Source organism: Pseudobacillus badius, from assembly GCF_002189605.1.
GTDB lineage: Bacteria > Bacillota > Bacilli > Bacillales > Domibacillaceae > Pseudobacillus > Pseudobacillus badius.
On record NZ_MWMM01000003.1, the window covers coordinates 115,201 to 132,304 of the forward strand.

The following is a 17,104-nucleotide window of genomic DNA, read 5'->3' on the forward strand; positions in this document are numbered from 1 at the left end:
TTTAAGACAGCTCCGTATATTATTTTCTCTTCTCTTCGTGGCGTTTCGCCAGCACACCTAACACATCAGCAAGCTCTACCTTTTGTTCCCGCAGCAGAACCAGCAGATGATAGAGCAAATCAGCGGCCTCCCACTGCAGTTCATCCTGATCACGGTTCTTGGCGGCAATAATAACCTCCGCTGCTTCCTCCCCCACTTTTTTCAAAATTTTATCCACGCCTTTTTCAAATAAATACGTCGTATAGGCGCCTTCCGGACGGGTCTGTTCTCTGTCCGCGATCACTTCTTCTAACTTATGCAGAATGGTATAAGGCAGCATCTCTGTTTGTTCGCCGTACAAGGAATATTCAAAACAGCTTGTCGTTCCGAGATGACAGGCCGGCCCCTGCGGCTTGACGAGTACAACAAGCGCGTCCTGATCGCAATCGTACTTAATGTTCACAACCTTCTGGGTATTCCCGCTCGTTTCGCCTTTATGCCAAAGCTCTTGGCGGGACCGGCTAAAAAGCCACGTCTCGCCGCTGTCTATCGTCCGCTGCAGCGATTCCTTATTCATGTAAGCAAGAGTCAGCACTTCATATGTAGCAGCATCTTGAATGATAGCCGGCACGAGCCCTTTTTCGTCAAATCGAATCTCTTCTATGGTTATGCTCATCTCACATTCACTCCCCGGTCCTTCAAATAGTTTTTCACTTCGCTGACGCTTGTTTCTTTATAATGAAAAATAGAAGCAGCCAAAGCAGCATCGGCTGATCCTTCTGTGAATACTTCAAAAAAATGCTTCGCTTCTCCTGCACCGCCGGATGCAATAACAGGAACGGACACGGCTTCACTTACCGCTTTTGTCAATGCCAGATCAAAGCCGCGCTTTTCTCCGTCGCTGTCCATGCTTGTCAGCAAAATTTCGCCTGCGCCCCGCTCCACCGCTTCCTTGGCCCAGCTAATCACTTCCCGGTCTGTCGCTTGCCGCCCGCCGTGCGTGTAGACCCGCCATGAATCAAGCTCCTCGTCACGCTTCGCATCGATAGCGAGAACGATACATTGTGTTCCGAAATAATCCGCCCCAATCGTGATCAGTTCGGGATCAAGAACAGCTGCTGTATTTAACGACACTTTATCGGCACCGGCCCGCAAAATACGCTTCATATCTTCAAGCGAATTAATGCCGCCGCCGACAGTAAAAGGAATAGCCAGCTGCGAAGCAACATCCTGAACGACTTCTGCCATCGTTTTTCGCCCTTCATGAGAAGCAGAGATATCGAGAAATACAAGTTCATCCGCCCCCTGCTCATCATATATTTTCGCCAGCTCCACCGGATCGCCCGCATCGCGCAGTTCAACAAACTGAATGCCCTTAACGACACGGCCGTCTTTCACATCCAGACAGGGCACAATTCGTTTTGTAATCATCTTCCTGCCTCCTTTAATGCCTCTCTGACAGTGAACTGGCCGGTATAAATCGCTTTTCCGACAATCGCTCCGCTTACTCCGGCCTGCTCATGGCGCTTGATTTCTCTTATGTCTTCTAACGAGCTGACGCCTCCAGAAGCGATGACGCGTTTCCCCGTAGCGAGAGCTAGCTCAGCTACCGCTTGAATATTAGGGCCAGAAAGCATTCCGTCTGTAGCAATATCTGTGAAAATGAATGTTTCGGCTCCCGCATCCGCCAGTTCTTTGCCCAGATCCACCGCTCGCAATGAAGAGGTTTCCAGCCAGCCATGGGTGGCAACAAATCCGTCCTTTGCATCCAGCCCGATTGCCATTCTGCTGCCAAACTTGCGAAGCCACTGTTTCACAAGGTCTGTTTCTGAGACAGCTAAACTGCCAATAATCACTCGATCAACCCCATTATCCAAATAGTGAAGAATGTCCTCTTCACTGCGGATGCCGCCGCCAATTTGCACTTTGGCGCCAAGCTTTTGCGCTGCTTCAATGACAAAGCGGTCATTGATGCGCCTTCCGTCTTTTGCTCCGTCTAAATCGACCATATGAATCCATTCTGCTCCGTCCTCTGCAAAGGACTTAGCCATGTCAAACGGAGAATCGCCATATACCGTTTCCTGGCTGTAATCTCCTTGCTTTAGCCGGACGCACTTGCCGCCGCGCATATCAATAGCTGGATAAATGGTAAAACTCATAAAATCGCCCCCGATTGCTCCATTGCTTTTGCAAAATTAGTTAATAGCTGCATACCGACCCGGCTGCTTTTCTCAGGATGGAACTGCATGCCGAATACATTGCTTTTCCCGACAACCGCCGGGATTTCCACGCTGTAAACTGTGCTGGCAAGCAACGCTTCCCGGTCTATTCCCTCAACGTAATACGAATGGACAAAATAGACAAAGCCTTCCTCCACCCGATGAAGCACAGGTGATTGCTGGTGAAACGCCAGCTGATTCCATCCCATATGCGGCACTTTCACTTTGTCGCCGCTGTCAGCAGGAATGCGAACCACCCGTCCTCTTAATAAGCCAAGTCCTTGAGTCCGGCCATTTTCCTCACTTTCCTGGAATAACAGCTGCATGCCAAGACAAATGCCTAAAAGCGGGCGCCCGCTGTCCACATACGCGTACAGGAACTCGTCAAGCTTCTTCTCTTTCAATAAAGCCATCGCATCTTTAAACGAACCGACGCCCGGCAAAATCAAACCTTTCGTCTCATTCAGTTCTTCTGGCGATTCACTAATAATATAAGGCACGCCTATTCTCTCAAGCGCTTTGCTGACGCTGAACAAGTTGCCCATTCCGTAATCAACGATGCCGATCATCTTCTATAACATTCCTTTCGTTGACGGCACGCCCTTAACGCGCGGATCAATAATTGTCGCTTCATCAAGCGCCCGGGCAAGCGCTTTAAAGACCGCTTCAATCATATGATGGGTATTGCTGCCGTAGTGAATGATGACATGGAGGTTCATTCTTGCTTCAAGAGCAAGCTTCCATAGAAATTCATGGACAAGCTCGGTATCGAACGTTCCTACCTTTTGAGCAGGAAACTCTCCGCGCATCTCAAAATGAGGACGGTTGCTTAAGTCAACCACTACTTGGGCTAGCGTCTCATCCATTGGAACAAAAGCATTTCCGTAGCGCTTAATCCCCTTCTTGTCACCGAGAGCTTCCTTTAAAGCAAGCCCTAAACAAATGCCAATGTCCTCTGTCGTATGGTGGTCATCTATTTCCACATCGCCGTCCGCTTTGACAGTTAGATCAAACTGGCCATGCTTCGCAAACAAATCAAGCATATGATCCATAAACGGCACGCCCGTTTGAATATCTGCCTGGCCCTCACCGTCGATGGAAAAAGCAAGTTGAATTTTTGTTTCATTCGTGGTGCGGTTTAATTCTGATGTTCGGTTACTCAATGGGGCCACTCCCTCTTCTTTTAATTTTCCAACATGGTTTAGCGTTCCTTTCGAGCCTCGACAGCCCGGGCGTGGGCTTCCAATCCTTCAAGCCGAGCGAAAGCAGCGACTTTATCGGCATTTTCACGAAAGGCTTTTTCACTGTACATAATTAAACTTGATTTCTTCATAAAATCATCCACATTCAGCGGTGAAGAAAAACGGGCCGTCCCATTTGTCGGCAGGACATGATTAGGCCCTGCAAAATAATCGCCAATCGGCTCGGAGCTGAAGCGGCCAATGAAAATAGCACCGGCATGGCGAATATCCTCAACTATGCTTAACGCACGTTCTGTCATAATCTCTAAATGCTCGGGAGCTAGCTGATTCACTACACTGACAGCTTCCTGCATATCATTTGTGACATAAATAGCGCCGTAATTCTCAATGGCTTCCCGGGCAATCTCCTCTCGCGGCAGGCTTTTGAGCTGTTTCTCCACTTCAGCAGCTGTTTCCTCCGCCAGCTTCCGGGAAGGCGTAACAAGCACACTGCTGGCGCGCGGATCATGCTCCGCTTGCGATAATAAGTCTGCCGCAACTTCGGCAGGGTAGGCCGTTTCATCAGCAAGAACAACGATTTCGCTCGGGCCGGCAATCATATCAATATCAACATCGCCAAATACTTCCCGTTTAGCGAGCGCGACATAAATATTGCCGGGGCCGGTAATTTTATCGACAGGCTCAATGGTTTCTGTGCCATAAGCGAGCGCGGCTACCGCTTGGGCACCGCCGACTTTATAAATTTCCTCTACCCCGGCAATATCAGCAGCCACAAGAACACCTGCAGGGAGGCGGCCATCAGAGCCGGGAGGCGATACCATAACAATCCGTTTGACCCCCGCGACTTTTGCCGGCAGGACATTCATAAGAACAGAGGATGGATAGGCGGCCGTTCCTCCTGGCACATATACGCCTGCTGAGTCAAGCGGCGTCATTTTCTGCCCAAGCATCGTGCCATTCTGATCCGTATATGTCCATGTTTGCCTCAGCTGCTTTTGATGAAACAAAGAAATATTGCCAGCCGCTTCTTTAATGACCTCAGCCATCTCTTTCGGAAACGCTTGATAGGCTTCAGCTATTTCCTCAGGCGTTACTCGCATATCACTTAATTCCGCCCCATCAAATTGCCGCGTATATGCGAGCAAGGCGGCATCTCCATCAGAGCGCACCGTCCGGATAATTTGCTGGACCGCGGCACGCTGCTGCTCGGTTCCGCTATCCACAGAACGTTTTAATGATAGTTCCTGTGTGACAGTTTCGATTCTCATCTTTTTTCACACTGCCTTTTCTGCAATAGTTTCTGCCAGCCTGCTGACCAGCTGACCGATTTCCTTGTCCTTCAAGCGGTAGCTAGCCGGATTGACGATTAGCCGGGAAGTAATATCGACAATCGTTTCATATTCAACAAGACCATTTTCCTTTAATGTCCGGCCGGTGGAAACAATATCAACAATCCGGTCAGCAAGGCCGATCATCGGGGCCAGTTCAATAGAGCCATTTAATTTAATGATCTCCACTTGTTCTCCTTTTCCCCGAAAATAGGAAGAAGCCACATTAGGATATTTCGTTGCCACCTTGGGAGCCACCTCATCGACAGTTGTATCCGGCAAACCGGCAACCGCAAGGTAACAAGGGCTGATCTTTAAATCAATGAGTTCATATACATCTCTTTCTTCTTCAAGCAGGACATCTTTTCCTGCAATCCCCAGATCCGCCACCCCATATTCCACATATGTAGCCACATCCATTGGCTTGGCTAGAAAGAAACGCAGCTGTTCTTCCGGCACTTCAATAATCAGCTTGCGTGATTCGTCAAGGTCCGGAGGCAGCTGGTAGCCCGCTTTACGAAGCAGACCGGCGGCTTCTTCGAAAATCCGTCCTTTTGGCATCGCAATTGTTAACATCGCTATCAAAACTCCCTTCCGCTTGCTGCTTTTCCTACGAAGAATGAAACACTTTTGCATGTTTCTGTGAACCGGTCAACATCTTCCAAGCCAGCCACATCCTGCAACAGCACCGCTTCTCCTGCTTCCCTGCGCTTTCTCGCTTCTTGAATCGCTTCGATCCGCCGCTCATTGCTGAATAAGATGCAGTGCACCTTTTCCTCCTCTTCCAGCTGTTCAAGAGCGCTTAACAATACGTCTACACGCAGCCCAAATCCAGTTGCGCTAGCCGGACGGCCAAACTTCTCCAGAAGATGATCATAGCGTCCTCCGTTGCCGGCCGGTGTTCCCGCTCCGTCCACATATACCTCGAACACCAATCCCGTGTAATAGCTCATATGGCTGACGAGCGGCAAATCAAATTGTATATATTCTGCCACTCCATATTCCTGCAGCCTTTCGTACAAGCTGCGCAATTCAGCAATGGCCTCGCTGCCCGCACCGCCTTCAATTAAATCAGCCGCCCCTTCCAGGCAGTTCAACTCGCCTGATAAATCGAGAAAGCGAAGAAGCCGCTGCTGGTCAATGGAGGAAAGCGCCAACCCTTTAACATGCTCACGATAGCCGACATAATTTTTTTCGTATAAAAACCGGCGCAAATATTGGGCTCGCTCTTCTGTACCTAAAATTTGCCGGAACAGCTCATCCGTAAAACGAATATGACCGAGAGAAAGCCGAAAGCGCTCCATCCCTGTTTTTTTCAATACCGATACAAGCAGGGCAATGAGCTCTGCGTCAGCGCTAACCGTTTGGTCGCCAATCATTTCTACGCCAATTTGTTCAAACTCAGCCGCTCTGCCGCCCTCTCGCTGTTGGGCCCGGTAGACGCTGGCGGAGTAAGCAAGACGAAGCGGCACCCGTTCCTTCAGCAGCTTCGAGGCAGCGACACGCGCAATTGGCGTTGTCATATCAGGCCGCAGCACAAGAGTGTTCCCTTGCTGGTCAAGCAGCTTAAACAGCTGGCGATCCAAAATAGCCGAAGCAGCTCCAACCGTCTCGTAATATTCAAGGGCAGGTGTTTCAATAAAGCGGTAGCCCCAACTCCTCATCTCTGCCGCTGCCGCTTCTTTTAATTTCCGCTTTGTTTCATATATATGGGGCAGCGTGTCACGCATCCCAACAGGCTTTTCAAACATTAACAGCTTCGACATTATTTATCACCCGATTATCCGTATATTTCACGCAACACACTTTAGTTCGCTAATGTGCTAACATGATGAAGTAATTATAAGTAGTTTAACGTTTCTGACAATTTTCGTCAAGAGAAAGAAAAAACGTTCCGGCTGCCGAAACGTTTTTTGATTGCTGCTTATTATTTAAAGTTTTCCGGAAAGGATGTAATGTCTACATTAAAAATCATTGGCATCATCACATACATAGCTATTGTAATGAAAACAATCGCAATAATGTTAATCCAAAAACCAGCACGAACCATCTCGTTAATCTTGATTTTCCCCGTCGCAAAAATGATTGCATTCGGCGGTGTTCCAACCGGAAGCATAAATGCACAGTTTGCAGCCATGGCCGCTGGCATCATTAAGACGAACGGGTGCAAGTTCAAAGCTAGGGCCAACGAGGCCAATACCGGCATAATCATAGTTGCCGTTGCCGTATTGGATGTGATCTCTGTTAAAAACAAAACGAAAGCTGTCACAAATACAACAACGAGAAGCATAGACAGACCCTCCAGCACCATCAGCTGTTCTCCAATCCACTTGGCAAGACCAGTCTCGCTAAATCCGGAAGCGATGGCCAGCCCCCCGCCAAATAAAAGCAGCACGCCCCAAGGCAAGTCACGCGCTACTGACCAGTCTAACAGCGCTCCTCCCTTTTGTCTTGAAGGAAGAATGAAAAGCAGGACTCCCGCAAGGATGGCAATCATCGCATCACTAATTCCAGGGATAAATTCTTGCCAAATAAATGTCCGTGTAATCCACATAAAGGCAGCAAATAAAAATACGGCCATTACCCATTTTTCTTCTGAGCTCATTTTTCCGAGCTTCTGCTTTTCTTCACGAATTAATTCCGCACCGCCCGGCAGCTCTTTAAATTTGATGGGGAAGGCAATATTCACTAAATAAAGCCAGGATAAAATCAAAAGAATCAATACAACCGGAGCTGCAAGAAAGAGCCAATCTGCAAATGAAATGGTGACTCCATATAAATTTTTAATGGCCGCCGCCAAAATAATGTTCGGCGGTGTGCCGATCAGCGTCCCAAGACCGCCAATCGTGCCGGCAAAGCCGATGCCAAAAATAACTGCTTTCTCAAATCCGCGAATGTCAATCGTCCGGTCGCCGGTTTGTTTAACAATTTGAGCAGCTTGATAAGTAATCGCTGTTCCGATCGGCACCATCATCATGACAGCCGCTGTATTAGACACCCACATAGACAAAAAGCCGGTCGCCACCATAAAGCCCAAGACGATACGCTTAGAGCCTGTTCCTAGGAAAGATACAATATTCATGGCAATCCGCTGGTGCAAATTCCATTTCTCCATTGCGATAGCAATCATGAAGCCGCCGAGAAATAAGAAAATAATCGGATCGCCATACGCTGCAGCTGCCGCATCTCCATCAAGCGCGCCCGTCAGCGGCATTAATATCAGAGGCAGCAAAGAAGTAACGGGTATTGGAATCGCTTCCGTAATCCACCAAACAGCTATCCATACGGTAATAGCCAGAACCGCTTTTGCTTCTGGATTCAAGCCTGCCGGCGAGAAAAACAATAGAATCGCAAAGAAAAGCACTGGACCAAGCAAAAAGCCTATCCATTGGACAGGACGCATATAATGGTTTTTTCGGGGAGGATGCGAGTTCCCCTCCTTTTCTTCCCGCGCTTTGACAGCTGCTGGCTGTGCCGATCTCCCATTTGAGAATAACAACAATTGCTTCAGCTTATCATGCGCCTTCCAACATTCATTCCAAACACTTACTGCTGATCGCTGCATACAATCCCCCTCTTAATTATCTAAATTGTTTTTTAATAAAGATAATTCAATGAATCGGTTAATTGTAGTTAAGTAAGTAAAAAAAGTGTTTTGAAAGTAAAAAAAGCAAACGCTTTCTTTAAATAAAACAATGTATCTGCTCATGATTTTCTCCATTCAGCCGATACCGGGTTTGCGGGCGTCCAACGGAACCGTAGGAAACGCTTGCAGTTAAAATATGCGCGCTATCTAAAAATGATAAGTATTTACGCACAGATACACGGGAAACTCCCGAGCTAAAGGCAATATCCTCTGCTGAAAAATCAGCTTCCCCCTCTTCCTGTATAGCGTTCCAAATTATTTTCAATGTTTCTTTAGTCAGCCCTTTCGGCAAGTCAGAGGGCGATACGGCCCTTGTATGCTGATGAAGCATCCGGTCAATGTCCCCCTGCTTTACTGCGTGGGAAGCGAGCAAAAATTGTTTGCGCTCCCGATAAGCTAACATCGCTTGTTGAAATCGTTCCCAATTAAATGGCTTAATTAAATAATCTACCGCGCCGTATTGCAGCGCCTGTTGAATGCTTGCCGTATCATTCGCTGCACTAATAACAATGACATCTGTTTCTGAACCGGCTGTGCGCAATTGCTTAAGCAATTCCAGACCAGTCATTCCAGGCATATAAATATCGAGCAGCAGCAGGTCCGGTTTTAATTGTTGCACTTTTTGCAGCGCTTCCTCCGGCAAAGCCGCAGCAGAGATTATCTGAAAACCCGGCAATGCCTCTACATATTGCTTGTTCAGTTCCGCTACCATCGGATCGTCTTCAACAATTAATACCGTAATCATTTGGTTCTCTCCTTTTCCCCAGAGGAATTATCACCTCTATGATCGTCCCTTTTCCTTCTTGTGAGGATACTTGAATCTCTCCGTTCAGCCGTTCCACACTTTTACGAACGAGATGCATCCCAAAGCCGCGGTGGCTCCCTTTATCGGAAACCCCTTTTTCAAAGATGCGGTCCGGATCGGGCATTCCTTTTCCGTGGTCTTTTACTTCAATGATTAAATGATTTCCTTCTGATTCAATTAATACAGTAACCGGCCGGCCGCTAACAGGGGTAGCCTCCAGTGCGTTATCAATTAAGTTTCCTAAAATCGTAATCAATTCATGCGTCAGCCGGCTATCTACAGCAGGCAAATAAGAATCCTCTGATAAGCGCAGCTCTTTTCCTTTTTCAATAGAATAGCTCATTTTGGCCAGTAAAAAGCCAGCAATCACCGGATCTTTAATGCGGCGCGCCAAGTAACCGACACTATCTTGATAATGAATATTGATTTGCTCAATATAAGCGGGCAAAGCAGCATAGTTTTTCATTTGTGCCATGCCTAAAATGACGTGCAGCCGATTCATGAATTCGTGCGTTTGCGCTCTAAGGGCCTCGGCATACATTTCCGTTCCGCTCAAACGCTCGGCCAGCTTCTTCAACTCCGTTTGATCCCTGAACCTGGCAATGGCGCCAATCCTCTTCCCTTCTACGAGCAGGGGGAAAGCATTCATATAAAAAACAGAGCCGTTGATATCCACCTCTTTATCCATAATCGCCTCACCTGTTTCTAGTACGGCCATCAGCCCAAAGGAAGAAATAATGGAATCTGCCTCCTTGTCCGGCAATGATCCGAATGCCCTTGTTTGCTCAAGCAGCCGGCGAGCAGCTTTATTCATTAATGTCACCCGGCCTTTTCTATCTATCGCAATCGTTCCTTCATGAGCAGATTCGATCATGACATTTCGTTCTTCAAGCAAGCGGGCAATTTCATGGGGCTCTAAACCGAACATCACTTCGCGCACTCTGCGGCCTAGATAGAAGGCGCCCGATAAGCCAATGAACAGCCCGGCAGCAAGCCCGGCATAAATGGTATGCCGGCTTTCTGTGACCGCGGTTTCTACTTTCTCCAGCGTGATCCCTGCCGCTACCGCCCCTACTTGACGGCCTGCTTCATTATAGATAGGGGTAAAATAACGAATCGATCGCCCTAGAGAGCCTTCTGCAGTAGACATATACTCTTTTCCCGCTAGCACCCCGCCTTCATCCCCGCCTTGAAATGGCTTGCCGATCAACGCAGGAGCAGGATGGGATTTACGGATCCCGTTCATATCAAAGACGGTAATATAATCCGTCTTTGACTGCCGGCGCACTTTCTCTGCAAACGGCTGAATGTCTGTTTCCGGCCTTTCTCCTGATAAGCTGTTGCGGACCACCTCTGATTCAGCAACAAGCCGGGATGTCATTGCAGCTTTTTCCTCCAGCGTTTCTCTTGTCGATTTGGTTACTTCACTGGCAATCAGCATGTTTGTCACACCGAGCGATGATATTACTACCAGAACAACGAGCAGCACAATAAGTGCACGCAGTGTCAGTTTATGTTTTGTTCTTCCGCCCATGATCGGCCTCCCAAAAATAGCTATATACATAGATTGGCAGAACCTATACGCTTGAACAAGCCTTAATCACAAAAAAACTGCGGGCGCCACTAAAAATGGACAGCCCGCAGTTTTTTAAGCCGAGTGTACAGACAGTTCTTTTAACTTTAATTGCTTATGCCTAACTATTTGCCAAACATAGATTGCTCCAACCAAGACCGTTAAAACAGCACCGATCAGGAGAGAAACTTGATAATCCATGGCAAACCCTTCTGGCGCATAAAAGATATATGTGCATACGACGGCTGTCATAAACATAGCCGGAACCCCTGCAATCCAATGCGCCTTGCCTTCTTTGAGCAAATAAGAGACTGCTGTCCACAGCATGACCGCCGCTACCACTTGATTCGTCCAGCCCACGTACCTCCATAAAAAGGTGTAATCAATCGTTGAAAGGAAGAACATCGGCGTCGCCACGATAACCGTAAAAATCAGCACAACATTTTTCTTTTCAGCATCCACCCACTTAGAAGCCATTTCAGTCAGCATCATTCTTGAAGAGCGAAGCGCCGTATCCCCGGTCGTAATCGGCAAAATGATAACGCCCAGTATCGCTAAGATTCCTCCGAGCGTGCCAAGCAGCGAGGTAGAAATTTCATTGACTACACCAGCTGGTCCTCCAGATGCGAGTGCCGCCTGCAATCCTCCTGTTCCTCCAAAGAATGTCATGCCGGCTGCTGCCCAAATTAAAGCAATCACTCCTTCAGCGATCATCGCCCCATAGAAAATCTTTCGTCCTTCTGATTCTTTCTTCATTGTGCGGGCAACAATTGGACTTTGCGTGGAATGAAATCCCGAAATAGCTCCGCAGGAAATGGTGACCATTAAGAGCGGCCAGATCGGCAGCTCCCCGGGATGCAGGTTTTCGAAAGTTAAATTCGGTATCGGCTTACTCCCGAACAGCAAAGCAGCCGCAATCGCGATTGCCATAAAAATTAAAATCGCGCCAAAAACCGGATAAATTTTTCCGATCACTTTATTTACCGGCAAAACCGCTGCCAGCAAAAAATAAGCAAACACAGCAACAAGAGCAGCCATAAAGCTTAAAGGGGTAATTTGCGCAATCAGCTGGGCAGGTCCGGCTGTAAACGCAGCCGCTACCAAAATCATTAAAATAATAGACACCACATTGATCGCCGCTTTCATCCCTTTGCCCAGATAACGCCCCACAAGAGTCGGGTATTGAGCTCCTCCGTGCCGAAGTGAAAGCATGCCCGAAAAGTAATCATGAACTGCTCCGGCGAAAATACAGCCGACAACAATCCATATAAATGCGACTGGGCCGTAGAGGGCACCGGATACTGCTCCAAAAATCGGTCCAAGACCAGCAATATTAAGCAGCTGAATCAGCGATCCCTTCCACCAGCTCATCGGCACATAATCCATGCCATCCGCTTGTGTATAAGCCGGTGTTTTCTGGCTGTCATCAATGACGAAAACCCGCTCAACAAATTTAGAATAAACCAAGTAGCCTACGATCAGTAAAAACAAAGCAGCAAAAAATGTAAGCACTCTAATTCCCCCTCTTTGAATTTTCCGAATAATTTAATTAATATTCTATATTCTAAAAAATCAATTAACAACCCTTTTTTTATTTTAAGAGCGCTTACAATGAATTTTTTTCGTTTATACCTTTTTCCTGCTATAATGTTTTATTATTTTCAGCTAATTTCTCTCCCTTATCCTTATGCATAAAAAAGCCAGGACCGTCCCAGCAAGCCATAAAGAATGGCTTGCTGAGACGGTCCTTTTTTCTCCGCCTGCTTCTACTTTAGAGACTTGTTCGACAGCTCCGGCTGAGGCTTTTCTTTAATCTGCATAGGATTTCCGCCGGCAAAGGCACCAGGAGGCACATCGCGATGCACAAGAGTGGCAGCAGAAATAACGGCTCCGTCTCCAATCGTCACACCCGGCAGCACCGTGCTGTTGGCGCCAATCATTACATGATTGCCGATGATCACTTCCCCGAGGCGATATTCTTCAATCAAATATTCGTGAGCGAGAATAACTGTATTATAGCCAATAATCGTGTTGCGGCCGATCGAAATCAGCTCCGGAAACATAATATCCGGCACCACTTTATAAGCGAGCGCTGTTTGATCACCGATTTTCATGCCGAGAAAAGTCCGGTATAAACTGTTTTTCAGCCTCATAAAAGGCGTAAACCGGCCAATCTCAATGATCACTGTGTTTTTAAATGTTTTCCAAAAAGAAACGGTTTGATAAATATTCCAGAGCGAGTTGGCTCCCTCCGTTTTATACCGCTTCGTCCTTCTCACTTCTCCGGAACTCCAATCTTTAAAATATCAAGAAGTTCAGGCATCGTATCGAGCATATAATCCGGCTGGAAGGACTGCAAAAAGTCTTTTCCTTTAACAGACCAGGCTACCCCGGCTGTTAGAGTGCCGGCATTTTTTCCGCCTTCAATATCATGAAAGTTATCACCGATCATCATCGCTTCCTCCGGCTTAGAGCCAACCTCTCGCAAGGCCTTCAGCAGCGGTTCAGGATGCGGCTTGGGCTCAGTCACATCATCCAAAGCGACGATCGTATCAAAAAAAGGATACAGGTGAGTCAATTTAAGCCCTTTTATGACCGTATCTCTAAGCTTTGTTGATACAATAGCAAGCTTAAATTGATTTTCTTTTAATGTGCGGATCGTCTCATATACGCCCTCAAACTCCGTAACGAGCAGGTCATGGTTCTCAAGGTTGAATTTGCGATAGTGAGCAATCATTTCTTCTGCGCGCTCCGGATCGATCCCCGAAAATGTTTCTGCGAGAGTCGGTCCCATAAAAGGGTAGACGTCTTCACGCTTATATTGATCTGGAAAATAGTGATTTAACGTGTGTAAAAATGAAGAAATAATCAATTCATTTGTATTAATTAACGTTCCATCTAAATCAAACAGCAAGGTTGTTATTTTTGTCATGAGAGTTTTGCTTCCTTTCTTTGGACCAGTTCAGCCGGCTTCCAAAGTGCTGACACCGCGAGCGTCAGTACAATGGCTGTCATCAGCCGGATTAAAAACAGAGCAAGCAGAGGCCATCCGGTAATACCGAGCGGAATAAAAATAACGGTATCCTCCACGACGGCATGGCACGCTACCAGAAAAACCATCGCCAGTGTCACATCCCGGCTGCTGACGCCATCCTCTTTTACCGCTTGAATCATAACTGCTGAACCGAGCGCGAGGCCGAAAAGCAAGCCGGATGCCAATGTCATCGATGTGTTTTCTTTCATTCCCAGCAAGCGAGTAACCGGAGCCATCCAGCGGGAAAAGATATCCAGCCATTTTAAGTCTTTTAAGACTTGAATCATCAACATTAATGGCATGACAATGACCGCCAGCTGGAAAATGCCATAACCCGCTTTTTCAAGACCAATCATCAAAATTTGTCCCCAGCCATCCGGATCGGCTTGCAGCGGCGGTGCCATCCCGTACTGCGCGGTGCCGCCTCCGCCATGCCAAATAAGATTGATCACAATCGCTGATACAGCAGCAAGCCCTAATCTGACTGCCAGGACAACAGACAGCTTCACGCCAACACGGGCAGCAACACCAGATTCGATAAACAAATTATGCGAAAATGACAGCATAACAGCTAATATAAATACTTCTTTCACGGTTAAATCTAACGACAAAATGGCGCCGATTGCCGCGTATAAATTTAAAAAGTTGCCAAGCACCAGCGGAATGGAGGCATCCCCTGATAAACCAAACAATCCCATAACCGGACTGATCGCCTTCATCAGCCAAGGCAATATCGGCGTATATTGCAGCAGCGTCACGATGAGGGTGACAGGAAAAATGATTTTTCCAAGCAGCCAAGTTGTTTTTACCCCTGAAATAAAACCGTTTTTTAGTGTTTTCCCCATGTTACCCTCCCCATTTATTCATTCGCTAAGCTGTTATAAGGCAGCTGGCTGCTTTTCCGGCTGCGGCGGATGAACAGGAGAATAGCAGCCGCTGCCAAAAGAACGAGCGAAATCACTTGGGCGATCCGCAGCGAATCTGTCAGCATTAAGCTGTCTGTCCGCAGCCCTTCAATAAAGAAGCGCCCGATGGAGTACCACATCACATAAATTAAAAACAGTTCTCCCCGTTTTAAGTTCACTTTGCGCAAGCCTAACAGCAAGAGAAAACCAGCAAAATTCCAAATGGATTCATATAAAAACGTTGGATGATAATACTGTCCGTCAATATACATTTGATTAATGATAAACTCCGGCAAATGCAAATTCTCCAGGAAGGAGCGGGTCACTTCCCCGCCATGCGCCTCCTGGTTCATAAAGTTTCCCCATCGGCCAATGGCCTGCCCCAAAATGATGCTTGGAGCGGCTATGTCAGCCAATTTCCAAAAGGAAATATTTTTGGCTTTTGAGAAAACAACAGCTGTCGCAACCGCGCCGATCAATGCGCCGTGAATGGCAATTCCGCCATTCCAAATTTTAATAATGTCTCCAGGATGCTGAGAGTAATATTCCCATTGGAATAAAACATAATAAATGCGCGCCGAAATAATGGCGATCGGAATCGCCCAAATGAGCAAGTCGGCAAATGTATCTTTAGGCAAGCCGAGACGGTCGCCTTCTTTGGCAGCTAAATAAAAGCCAAGTGCAATGCCGAAGCCAATGATTAAGCCATACCAGTGAACCTCAAATGGCCCAATCGCAATAGCAATCGGATTAAGCGGGTAACCTTCCATTCTTTTTCCCCTTTCTGCCCATCAGCTGTTATTACATAAAATCTGTATCGCGCTCGCTGATGACATTCGCTAACTTATCTGTGAAGTCTTTCGCTGTGTTAATTCCGAGCCGTTTCAAGCGGAAGTTCATCGCCGCTACTTCAATAATGACGGCAATGTTTCTTCCTGGACGCACAGGAAGGGTGATTTTCGTAATTTCTGTATCAATAATCTTCAGCTTATCTTCTTCAATTCCTAGCCGGTCATATTGTTTTTTCGAATTCCAAAGCTCAAGGTGAACATTGAGAGTGATTCGTTTGTTGCCTCTGATGGCGCCAGCGCCAAATAGCGTCATAATATTAATGATGCCCAGCCCGCGAATTTCCAGCAGATGCTCAATCAGCTCCGGTGCACTGCCGACAAGTGTATCATTGTCTTCCTGGCGAATCTCCACACAATCATCAGCTACAAGGCGATGCCCTCGTTTTACGAGATCAAGAGCCGCTTCGCTTTTACCTACGCCGCTTTGGCCGGTAATCAGTACGCCTACACCGTAAATATCAACAAGCACACCGTGAACGGCGGTTGTTGGAGCCAGCATCTTTTCCAAATAATTCGTCAACTTACTTGAAAGCCTCGTTGTTGTCAGCTTTGATCTCATCACGGGCACTGCATGCCGTTCTGATGCTTCAATTAATTCCTCCGGTACTTCCAATTCGCGTGAAATAATAATAGCAGGTGTTCTGTCATCACATAGTCTTTCCATTCGCGGCAGCTTCTCATTTGAATGAAGCTTCTGAAAGAAAGTCAGCTCCGTCATTCCGAGCAGCTGTATCCTTTCTTTCGGGTAATAATCAAAAAAGCCAGCAAGCTCAAGGCCTGGCCGGGAAAGGTCACTTGTTATAATCGGACGATGAATGCCGTCTTCACCGCTGATGAGTTCCAAATCGAGATTTTCCAGCAAATCAGATGTACGCACTTTAGCCACTGTTTTTTCCTCCTCATGATGGCATTCTGATACCATTGTAACACTTTTACTAGGTTCAATTAAAATGAAGAATGATAAATTTTCATTTCCATGTGATGAAAGTAAAAAGAAACAGGGAGGGATACGGATGAAAAGGCTAATGGCTGCTAGCTTTATTGAACCAGCTTTTTGCATGCAACAGCCGATAGCGAAAATGCCGAGGCGGCAAAAAACTGTGTTTCCTCATAAAATAAAACCAGCCTTCTCCGCTTTTCTGTCGCTGCTGCTTGACAGATAATGGCGGAGAAGGCTGGCTTTTGCTTTTCGCTCAACAGGAGCAATCAGTCATTTTTTTTTAAGATGGTCATCTGCAGAGCCAGGTTGACAATTGCCATAATGACGGCGATAAGAAGCGCCATGCCAAAGCCGGAAATGTCAAATGCGGAGCCCATGATGCTGTCTGTCAAAAGCAATGTAACAGCGTTAATGACAAACAGGAAAAGACCAAGTGTCAAAAAAGTAATCGGCAAAGTAAAAAGAACAAGCAGCGGTCTGACAATCATATTTAAGATGGACAAAACAACACTAGCAATAACCGCCGATAAAAAGCTGTCTACGTACAGGCCTGTAAAATAGCCGGAAATGGCAATAAACAAGACTGCATTAACTAAAATACCTATGATCCAATTCATCTTTA

The 17,104-nt window shown here is 46.9% G+C and carries 19 protein-coding genes; 1 reads left to right on the forward strand and 18 read right to left on the reverse strand.

Annotated elements, in window-relative coordinates; all coding sequences use genetic code 11:
• Positions 1-19: 19 nt before the first annotated feature.
• From hisIE to hprK, 17 genes are all read right to left on the reverse strand, one after another.
• A complete protein-coding gene (hisIE, locus tag B1A98_RS06830) occupies positions 20-655 on the reverse strand; it encodes a bifunctional phosphoribosyl-AMP cyclohydrolase/phosphoribosyl-ATP diphosphatase HisIE (RefSeq protein WP_370511056.1) in 636 nt (211 codons plus the stop codon).
• Positions 652-1,410 carry an imidazole glycerol phosphate synthase subunit HisF gene (gene hisF, locus B1A98_RS06835; protein WP_041094839.1) on the reverse strand — a complete coding sequence of 253 codons (759 nt, stop codon included), beginning with the start codon at positions 1,408-1,410 and terminating at the stop codon, positions 652-654. Before hisF ends, hisIE begins: the two co-directional genes overlap by 4 nt.
• Positions 1,407-2,138 carry a 1-(5-phosphoribosyl)-5-[(5-phosphoribosylamino)methylideneamino]imidazole-4-carboxamide isomerase gene (gene hisA / locus B1A98_RS06840; RefSeq protein ID WP_063384761.1) on the reverse strand — a complete coding sequence of 244 codons (732 nt, stop codon included), beginning with the start codon at positions 2,136-2,138 and terminating at the stop codon, positions 1,407-1,409. Before hisA ends, hisF begins: the two co-directional genes overlap by 4 nt.
• Positions 2,135-2,767 carry an imidazole glycerol phosphate synthase subunit HisH gene (gene hisH / locus B1A98_RS06845; protein ID WP_063384760.1) on the reverse strand — a complete coding sequence of 211 codons (633 nt, stop codon included), beginning with the start codon at positions 2,765-2,767 and terminating at the stop codon, positions 2,135-2,137. The genes hisA and hisH overlap by 4 nt, the downstream gene beginning before the upstream one ends.
• Positions 2,768-2,770: 3 nt before the next feature.
• A complete protein-coding gene (gene hisB, locus B1A98_RS06850; RefSeq protein ID WP_063384759.1) occupies positions 2,771-3,361 on the reverse strand; it encodes an imidazoleglycerol-phosphate dehydratase HisB in 591 nt (196 codons plus the stop codon).
• A gap of 38 nt (positions 3,362-3,399) precedes the next feature.
• Positions 3,400-4,668, reverse strand: coding sequence for a histidinol dehydrogenase (gene hisD / locus B1A98_RS06855; RefSeq protein WP_063384758.1), 1,269 nt, complete (start codon positions 4,666-4,668; stop codon positions 3,400-3,402).
• A gap of 6 nt (positions 4,669-4,674) precedes the next feature.
• Positions 4,675-5,304 (reverse strand): ATP phosphoribosyltransferase, encoded by a 630-nt coding sequence (hisG, locus tag B1A98_RS06860; protein WP_041094849.1) that lies wholly within the window; start codon positions 5,302-5,304, stop codon positions 4,675-4,677.
• Between the two features lie 5 nt (positions 5,305-5,309).
• Complete coding sequence (locus B1A98_RS06865; RefSeq protein ID WP_041094851.1) at positions 5,310-6,494, reverse strand: ATP phosphoribosyltransferase regulatory subunit; 1,185 nt, start codon at positions 6,492-6,494, stop codon at positions 5,310-5,312.
• Positions 6,495-6,655: 161 nt separating this feature from the next.
• Complete coding sequence (locus B1A98_RS06870; protein ID WP_063384757.1) at positions 6,656-8,293, reverse strand: SLC13 family permease; 1,638 nt, start codon at positions 8,291-8,293, stop codon at positions 6,656-6,658.
• Between the two features lie 118 nt (positions 8,294-8,411).
• The gene (locus B1A98_RS06875) at positions 8,412-9,119 is read right to left on the reverse strand and encodes a response regulator (RefSeq protein WP_063384756.1); all 708 of its coding nucleotides are present in this window, start codon (positions 9,117-9,119) and stop codon (positions 8,412-8,414) included.
• Positions 9,097-10,713, reverse strand: coding sequence for a DcuS/MalK family sensor histidine kinase (dcuS, locus tag B1A98_RS06880; protein WP_063384755.1), 1,617 nt, complete (start codon positions 10,711-10,713; stop codon positions 9,097-9,099). The genes B1A98_RS06875 and dcuS overlap by 23 nt, the downstream gene beginning before the upstream one ends.
• Before the next feature lie 114 nt (positions 10,714-10,827).
• The gene (locus tag B1A98_RS06885; protein ID WP_063384754.1) at positions 10,828-12,264 is read right to left on the reverse strand and encodes a carbon starvation CstA family protein; all 1,437 of its coding nucleotides are present in this window, start codon (positions 12,262-12,264) and stop codon (positions 10,828-10,830) included.
• 254 nt (positions 12,265-12,518) lie between these two features.
• On the reverse strand, positions 12,519-13,031 hold the full coding sequence (locus B1A98_RS06890) for an acyltransferase (RefSeq protein WP_063384753.1): 513 nt from the start codon (positions 13,029-13,031) through the stop codon (positions 12,519-12,521).
• Positions 13,028-13,684 (reverse strand): pyrophosphatase PpaX, encoded by a 657-nt coding sequence (ppaX, locus tag B1A98_RS06895; RefSeq protein WP_063384752.1) that lies wholly within the window; start codon positions 13,682-13,684, stop codon positions 13,028-13,030. Before ppaX ends, B1A98_RS06890 begins: the two co-directional genes overlap by 4 nt.
• Complete coding sequence (locus B1A98_RS06900; protein ID WP_063384751.1) at positions 13,681-14,631, reverse strand: nucleoside recognition domain-containing protein; 951 nt, start codon at positions 14,629-14,631, stop codon at positions 13,681-13,683. The genes ppaX and B1A98_RS06900 overlap by 4 nt, the downstream gene beginning before the upstream one ends.
• A 14-nt stretch (positions 14,632-14,645) precedes the next feature.
• A complete protein-coding gene (gene lgt, locus B1A98_RS06905) occupies positions 14,646-15,461 on the reverse strand; it encodes a prolipoprotein diacylglyceryl transferase (protein WP_063384750.1) in 816 nt (271 codons plus the stop codon).
• A 31-nt stretch (positions 15,462-15,492) separates the two neighbouring features.
• Positions 15,493-16,428 carry an HPr(Ser) kinase/phosphatase gene (gene hprK, locus B1A98_RS06910; RefSeq protein ID WP_041094869.1) on the reverse strand — a complete coding sequence of 312 codons (936 nt, stop codon included), beginning with the start codon at positions 16,426-16,428 and terminating at the stop codon, positions 15,493-15,495.
• 127 nt (positions 16,429-16,555) lie between these two features.
• Between hprK and B1A98_RS20395 the strand changes: the two genes are divergently transcribed.
• Entirely contained in the window at positions 16,556-16,705 is a 150-nt protein-coding gene (locus B1A98_RS20395) for a hypothetical protein (protein WP_158286022.1), read from the forward strand.
• A 43-nt stretch (positions 16,706-16,748) separates the two neighbouring features.
• Here B1A98_RS20395 and B1A98_RS06915 read toward each other — a convergent pair whose 3' ends face one another.
• Complete coding sequence (locus B1A98_RS06915; protein ID WP_063384749.1) at positions 16,749-17,099, reverse strand: phage holin family protein; 351 nt, start codon at positions 17,097-17,099, stop codon at positions 16,749-16,751.
• Between the last annotated feature and the right edge of the window lie 5 nt (positions 17,100-17,104).

Excerpts from the sequence above, each read along its gene's own strand:
- hisIE (WP_370511056.1), bottom strand. The coding sequence starts at position 655 with ATGAGCATAACCATAGAAGAGATTCGATTTGACGAAAAAGGGCTCGTG.
- hisF (WP_041094839.1), bottom strand. The coding sequence starts at position 1,410 with ATGATTACAAAACGAATTGTGCCCTGTCTGGATGTGAAAGACGGCCGT.
- hisA (WP_063384761.1), bottom strand. The coding sequence starts at position 2,138 with ATGAGTTTTACCATTTATCCAGCTATTGATATGCGCGGCGGCAAGTGC.
- hisH (WP_063384760.1), bottom strand. The coding sequence starts at position 2,767 with ATGATCGGCATCGTTGATTACGGAATGGGCAACTTGTTCAGCGTCAGC.
- hisD (WP_063384758.1), bottom strand. The coding sequence starts at position 4,668 with ATGAGAATCGAAACTGTCACACAGGAACTATCATTAAAACGTTCTGTG.
- hisG (WP_041094849.1), bottom strand. The coding sequence starts at position 5,304 with ATGTTAACAATTGCGATGCCAAAAGGACGGATTTTCGAAGAAGCCGCC.
- B1A98_RS06865 (WP_041094851.1), bottom strand. The coding sequence starts at position 6,494 with ATGTCGAAGCTGTTAATGTTTGAAAAGCCTGTTGGGATGCGTGACACG.
- B1A98_RS06870 (WP_063384757.1), bottom strand. The coding sequence starts at position 8,293 with ATGCAGCGATCAGCAGTAAGTGTTTGGAATGAATGTTGGAAGGCGCAT.
- B1A98_RS06875 (WP_063384756.1), bottom strand. The coding sequence starts at position 9,119 with ATGATTACGGTATTAATTGTTGAAGACGATCCGATGGTAGCGGAACTG.
- dcuS (WP_063384755.1), bottom strand. The coding sequence starts at position 10,713 with ATGGGCGGAAGAACAAAACATAAACTGACACTGCGTGCACTTATTGTG.
- ppaX (WP_063384752.1), bottom strand. The coding sequence starts at position 13,684 with ATGACAAAAATAACAACCTTGCTGTTTGATTTAGATGGAACGTTAATT.
- B1A98_RS06900 (WP_063384751.1), bottom strand. The coding sequence starts at position 14,631 with ATGGGGAAAACACTAAAAAACGGTTTTATTTCAGGGGTAAAAACAACT.
- lgt (WP_063384750.1), bottom strand. The coding sequence starts at position 15,461 with ATGGAAGGTTACCCGCTTAATCCGATTGCTATTGCGATTGGGCCATTT.
- B1A98_RS20395 (WP_158286022.1), top strand. The coding sequence starts at position 16,556 with ATGAAAAGGCTAATGGCTGCTAGCTTTATTGAACCAGCTTTTTGCATG.
- B1A98_RS06915 (WP_063384749.1), bottom strand. The coding sequence starts at position 17,099 with ATGAATTGGATCATAGGTATTTTAGTTAATGCAGTCTTGTTTATTGCC.